This is a genomic window from Candidatus Protofrankia californiensis, from assembly GCF_900634765.1.
In the GTDB taxonomy this organism is placed as follows: domain Bacteria; phylum Actinomycetota; class Actinomycetes; order Frankiales; family Frankiaceae; genus Protofrankia; species Protofrankia californiensis.
Genome location: NZ_CAAAFT010000083.1, coordinates 1 through 6,323 on the forward strand (window position 1 = coordinate 1; position 6,323 = coordinate 6,323).

A 6,323-nucleotide genomic window follows, 5' to 3' on the forward strand; every position below is an offset into this window, starting at 1 on the left:
GAGCACAGCAGCTCACCCAGGCGCCGGCCGGGGCCGCGGTGCCGGCGGCGTCGGCGGAACTGCTCCGGCAGGCGGTCGTGGATCCCGACCGGACCCTGCTGATGGTGGAGGAACACCTCGCCCGCCCGGCCCGGCGCCTGGGTGAGCTGCTGTGCTCCGCGCGTGCGGTGCGGGCCGCCGGTGGCACGGCCGAGGACGTCCTGTGGGTGTTGTGGTCCGGTAGTGACTGGCCGGCGCGGCTGGAACGCGCCTCGGCCGCCGGGGGAGCCGCCGGCCGGGCGGCCGACCGCGACCTCGACGCCGTGGTCGCGCTGTTCGCAGCCGTCGGCCGGGCCAGCGACCGGCACGGGCCGGGTACCGGCATCGGGCCGGTGCTCGACGAGCTGGAACAGCAGCAGATCGTCGGTGACGTTCTCGCCGAGCGCCCGGCGCGTCCGGACGTGGTCCGGCTGCTGACCGGCCATCGCAGCAAGGGCCTGGAATGGGATCTGGTAGTCGTCTGCGGCGTCCAGGACGGGGAGTGGCCGGATCTGCGGACCCGGTACTCGCTGCTGGAGTCCGAACGGCTGGAACGCCCCGAGCTCGGCGGCGTGCGGGAGCCGGTGACCCGGACCGAACTGCTCGCGGACGAACGCCGGCTGTTCTACGTGGCGCTGACCCGGGCACGGCGGCGTCTCGTCGTGACCGCGGTCGACTCCGCCGAGGACCAGGGGATGAGCCCGAGCCGGTTCTTCCACGAGCTGACCGACGCCGAGCGGCTCGGCGTGTCGGTGACGCGGGGGCGTTCCCGCCCGGCGCGTCCGCTCACGCTGCCGTCGGCGGTCGCGACGCTGCGCCGGGCCGCGGTCGACCCGGAGTCGACGCCGGCCATGCGCCAGGCGGCTTCGGTCCGGCTCGCGCGTCTCGCGGCCGCCCTCGACGATGCCGGCCGGCCGCTCGTCTCGGCGGCTCGTCCCGGCCGCTGGTGGGGGCTGGTCGAGGTGACCTCCGGCGAGGTACCGGTGGTCGCGGCGGACGCTCCCATCCGGCTGTCGGGATCGTCGTTGTCGGCTCTCGCGACGTGCCCGATGCGCTGGTTCCTCGAGCATGAAGCGCATGCGCAGGGCGTCAGCAACACCGAGATGGGTTTCGGCAAGGTCGTGCACGCGCTGGCCGACGAGGTGGCCACCGGGCGGACCCCGCCTGATCTGGACGAGCTCGACGTCCGGTTGGACCGGGTGTGGCGTCATCTCGGCTATGAGGCGCCGTGGCGTTCCGAGCAGCAGCGTGTGGCGGCGCGCCAGGCCCTGGCCCGGTTCCTGGTGTGGCACACCGCAGCCCGCGGGCGGCGGCTGGTGGCCAGCGAGGTCCCGTTCTCCTGCGACCTGGCGGTGGGCGGACGGACGGTCAGATTGCGCGGCTTCATCGACCGTATCGAGCTGGACGACGCCGGCCGGGTACACGTGGTCGACTTCAAGACCGGTCGCACGGCGCCGTCCGCCGCGGACGTGGTCCGGCATCCGCAGCTGGGCACCTACCAGCTGGCCGTCCGCGCCGCGGCGGTGGCGCCCCACGGGCAGGGAGCCGGCGCCGAGCCCGGCGGAGCGGAACTGGTGCACCTGCGCCTGGACGCCGGGCCGGACCCGACGCCGGACGTCCCGGGGCCGGATGCTCCGGGGGCTGGTGTCCCGGGCCCCGGAGCCCCGGCAGGGCGGCGGCCGGTCCGGGCGCCCAAGATCCAGCGGCAGGAGGCGCTGCCGCCGGATGGCCTCACCTGGGTGGACGATCTTCTGGTGGACGCGGTCGAGTGCATCGCCGCGGAGCGGTTCCCGCCGCGTCCCGGCGCGGACTGTCCGATGTGCGCGTTCCGTCGCTGCTGTCCGGCCCAGGACGACGGACGACAGGTGATCACATGACCGTGGATGCGACGTCCCGGCCGGCCGATGGCAGCCCCCGTCCCGGTAACGGCCCCTGCCCCGGGGGTAGCCCACGCGCCGGGGGTAGCTCGCCGGCCCCGGAGGACCTGCGTGACCTGCTCGGTGTGCCGTTCACCAGCGAGCAGATCGCCGCGGCAACGGCTCCGCTGGAGCCCGGGGTGATCGTTGCCGGTGCAGGTTCGGGCAAGACGTCGGTGATGGCCGCGCGGGTGGTCTGGTTGGTCGCGACCGGCCAGGTGGCGCCCGGGGACGTGCTCGGGCTCACCTTCACCACCAAGGCCGCCGGTGAGCTGACCGACCGGATCCGCCGGGGTCTGGCGAAGGCAGGCGCGGCCGGCAGCGCCGGCGATTCCGAGGACGACCGTCCCGACCAGCAGGGAAGCGACCCGGTCGGCGGCCGGGTGGTCGGCGCTCCCCAGCCCGGTCCGGGCGGGGATGCGGACGGCGAACCGATCGTGTCCACCTACCACTCGTTCGCGAAACGGCTGATCACGGACCACGCGCTGCGGCTCGGTATCGAACCGGGGTTCCGGCTGCTCGCCGACGCGACCCGCTTCCAGCTCGCCGGCCGGGTGTTGCGCCGTCACCGCGGACCGGCCGAGGCGTTGACCCGTCCGCTGTCGATGCTCACCGGCGATCTCGTCTCGCTCGATGCGGAGCTGAGCGAGCATCTCGTCGACCCGGACACCCTCGCCGGTTTCGACCTGGGCTGGCTGGCGGAGATCGAAACCGCGATCGTTGCCGGACGGTGCGCTGCGCGCAACAAGGGCCATGTCGAGGCGCTCGGCCGGATGGCCCTGGTTGCCCGCTCCCGTCGGGAGCTCGCCGCCATCGTGGCGGAGTACCGGGAGGCCAAACGGGAGCTGGAGGTCATCGACTTCGGTGACCTGGTCACGCTCGCCGTCCGGCTGGCGGACAGCGTGCCCGAGGTCGGCGCGCTGGAGCGTTCCCGGGCCAGGGTCGTGCTCCTGGACGAATATCAGGACACGTCCGTGGCGCAGCGGCGGATGCTCGCCGGCCTGTTCGGCGGGGGCCATCCGGTGACCGCCGTCGGTGACCCCTGCCAGGCGATCTACGGCTGGCGTGGGGCGTCGGTGGCAAACCTCGACGGGTTCCCGCTGCACTTCCGCCGTAGTGACGGTGAGCCGGCGCGGGTGTACGAGCTGACGGTCAACCAGCGCAGCGGCGGCCGGCTGCTGAGCCTGGCGAACATGGTCGCGGCGGCGTTGCGGACCCGCCACCGCGTCGCGCAGCTGCGTCCCCGGCCGGACGTTGCCGAGCACGGTGCGACGGTGGTGGCATTGCATCCGACCTGGGCGGGCGAGGTCCGCTGGGTCGCGGCGACGCTGCGGGAGATCGTCGATGCCGGGCGGGCCAGGCCGGGGGAGTGCGCTGTGCTGGTGCGTGCACGCTCCGACGTACCCGCGCTGTACGCGGCCCTGCTGGCCGAGGGACTGCCGGTGGAGGTCGTCGGGCTCGGCGGTCTGCTGAGCCTGCCGGAGGTCGCCGACGTCATCGCGACCCTGGAGGTGCTGGACGACCCCACCGCCAACGCCGCGCTGATGCGGCTGCTGACCGGTCCGCGGGTGCGCCTGGACCGCCGGGACCTTGCGGCGCTGGGACGCGCGGCGCGTGCGGCCGTCCGGGTCGGGGTGGACCGCGGCGCCGTCCTCGACCGTCAGGTACCCGATCAGCAGATATCTGACCAGCGGATACCCGACCGGCAGGCACTCCACCGACCCGAGCTCCACCGACCCGAGCTCCACCGGCCCGAGCTCGATCGGCAGGTGCCCCGACAGCCACAGAGCCCCGCCGGCCACGGCGGCGTCGGCCCGGCCGACCCGCTCGACGAGGCCGTGACCGGGATCGACCCCTGCGACGTGGTCGCGCTCGCCGACGTGCTCGACGACCCGGGCGGTGAGGTCTCGCCCGCCGGCCGGGCGCGGCTGCGGATGCTCGGCGGGGAACTGCGCCATCTGCGCTCACATGTCGACGAGCCGCTGCTGGACGTCATCCACCGCGTTGTCGAGGTCACCGGGCTGGACGTGGAACTGGTCGCGAGCCCCGAGGCGGTCACGGCTCGCAGCCGCGACAACCTCGCCACCTTCGTCGACGTCGCGGCGAACTTCGAGGGCCTGGACAACGACGGCTCGGTCCGCGCGTTCCTGGCGTTCCTGCGGGCCGCACAGGAGCATGAGCGTGGCCTGGACGCGACCAGCCCATCCGGCGCGGACGCCGTCCAGCTCATGACCGTCCACAAGTCCAAGGGGCTGGAGTGGGAGGTCGTGGCCGTGCCGAACCTCAGCCGGAAGGTCTTCCCGATCACGACGGTCCGGTCGAAGTGGACCACGGCGGCGTCGGTGCTCCCGACGCCGCTGCGTGGGGACGCCGACGATCTGCCGGTGCTGCGTGGCCACGACAAGGCCGCGCTCGCTGACTTCGCCGAGGAGTGCGACGCCTACCTGGAGCGGGAGGAACGCCGTCTCGGCTATGTCGCGTTCACCCGGGCGAAGTCGCTGCTGCTGGGCAGCGGGCACTGGTGGGGGCCGTCGCAGCGCCGGCCACGCGGGCCGTCGGCGTTCCTCGACGAGCTGTACGATCATGCCTGCGCCGGGCACGGCCGGGTTGCGCTGTGGGCGGGGCGTCCGCCCGAGGACGAGACGAACCCGCAGCTTGCGGGCATGGACGACCTGGACTGGCCGCTGCCGTACGAGCCGGCTGCCTTTGCTCGCCGGTGCGCAGCCGCGGAGCAGGTCACCGGGTACCTGACCGCGCTCACCTCGGGTCGTCGGCTACCCGACGACGATCGTGAGCAGATGAGCCCGGGGGAACGGCAGACGCTCGCCGAGCTGGACGCCGACGTCGAGTTGCTGCTGGCGGAGGCGCGCCGGGCACGGCGGGTCACCCGTGAGGTGGAGCTGCCCCGCGCACTCACTGCGTCCCAGGTGGTGCGGCTGCGGGCCGACCCGGCGGGGCTGGCCCGTGACCTCGCCCGTCCGATGCCGCGGCGTCCGGTGCCGCAGGCACGCCGGGGTACGGCGTTCCACTCCTGGGTGGAGGGGATGTTCGAGCAGACCCCGTTGCTCGATTTCGAGGACCTACCGGGAGCGGTGGACGAGGGCGCCGATGATGCGGATGCCGCGGCGCTGCGGGAGGCGTTCCTGGCCAGCCCGTACGGCCGGCGCTGCCCGTTCGTGGTGGAGGCGCCGTTCGAGCTGCTGATCGGGGGCCGGGCGGTTCGGGGCCGGATCGACGCGGTGTACGACCTCGGCGATGGCCGGTGGGAGGTGGTGGACTGGAAGACCGGCCGCCACCAGGCGGACGCGGTGCAGCTCGCGGTCTACCGGCTGGCGTGGGCGCGGTTGCGCGGGGTCGCTCTGGATGCGGTGGACGCGGCGTTTCTCTACGTCACCTCCGGTGAGGTCGTCCGTCCGGGGCTGCTGTCCGAGCCCGAACTCGAAGCCCTCCTCGCCGATTCGTGATCGGCTTCCTGCCTCCCGACCGACCTCGTGCCCGCTGACTCCTGACCTCTTTGACTCGTCGGCTGGCGGTGGCTGAGGCATGCCGGCCATGGGAGGCAGCCGCGAGACGGGCCGGAGTCGTCATCGCCGCTGGCGATGACACCCTATTATCGTCAAGCTAAGCCTCTTCGCCCATACGCCGGAGCTCGCCCGCTTCCAGTCGATCAATCCGCCCAGTCGGCCGCTGAGCACCATGTCGGAGCACGGGCGGGAGGACATATTGTTCCGCGTTGCCCTGGCCCTGATGAACGATAACCACAAATGATGGCAGCAGTGAAGATTGATCTATTAGTTTTCATCCCAGGCCCCAAGTATCAAGGCGGCCTTACACCTGAATATGCAGATATCGGCATAATTCGATCACAGTGACGGAGCCCCTTTCAGGTCACCGACTCCATCGATGATCAAGAAGTGTGGCGCGGCATTTGGGGTGCTCCACAACGTAGTCACGTAGGCCGGCGCGGACATCGTCATGCTCCCACGCGGCCTGGATCGGGAAGTGTTGCACATAGGTCAACGTATTCGCTCAGATCGTATTCACTCCGGCGGCTGAAGGCCGATAGAACTTGCACGTCCTCAATCTTCAATCACCGCGGTCGGACGTACGACACGGCGCTCGGATGACCTTAGAAGGGTGGCGGGCCGAGGTTCGGGACGCTGCCCGGCCGGGTTCGGCCCGCCGCTGGATCGTGGTTGCCGGTCCCGGCGTCAGGCTCGCCCACCCCCATCCCCGGTCCTGCTCCCGGTCCTGGTTCTGCTGTTGGTGCGGGGGTGGTCATTGACGTTCCCTTGCAGTGGCCCGGGGAGCGGGCCTCCGGCAGCGCAAGAACCGCGCCGCCGTGGGCCTTGCAGGCTGGATGCGGCCTGCCTGCCGGCCGGCCCGGAC

The 6,323-nt window shown here is 72.3% G+C and carries 2 protein-coding genes and 1 pseudogene; 2 read left to right on the forward strand and 1 reads right to left on the reverse strand.

Features of this window, described 5'->3' with window-relative positions:
- On the forward strand, positions 1 to 1,895 hold a 1,895-nt coding region (locus tag DD1DGNOD_RS05065; RefSeq protein ID WP_131769565.1), incomplete at its 5' end, for a PD-(D/E)XK nuclease family protein.
- Positions 1,892 to 5,398, forward strand: a complete 3,507-nt coding sequence (locus DD1DGNOD_RS05070; protein ID WP_131769566.1) for an ATP-dependent DNA helicase — start codon at positions 1,892 to 1,894, stop codon at positions 5,396 to 5,398. The genes DD1DGNOD_RS05065 and DD1DGNOD_RS05070, both read left to right, overlap by 4 nt.
- 665 nt (positions 5,399 to 6,063) lie before the next feature.
- On the opposite strand, the pseudogene DD1DGNOD_RS27745 reads toward DD1DGNOD_RS05070, so the two are convergent.
- Positions 6,064 to 6,323, reverse strand: a pseudogene (locus DD1DGNOD_RS27745) (hypothetical protein); the annotation flags it as partial.

Bases quoted from the DNA above. Each gene is read 5' to 3' on its own strand.
- DD1DGNOD_RS05070 (WP_131769566.1), top strand. From the start codon at position 1,892: ATGACCGTGGATGCGACGTCCCGGCCGGCCGATGGCAGCCCCCGTCCC.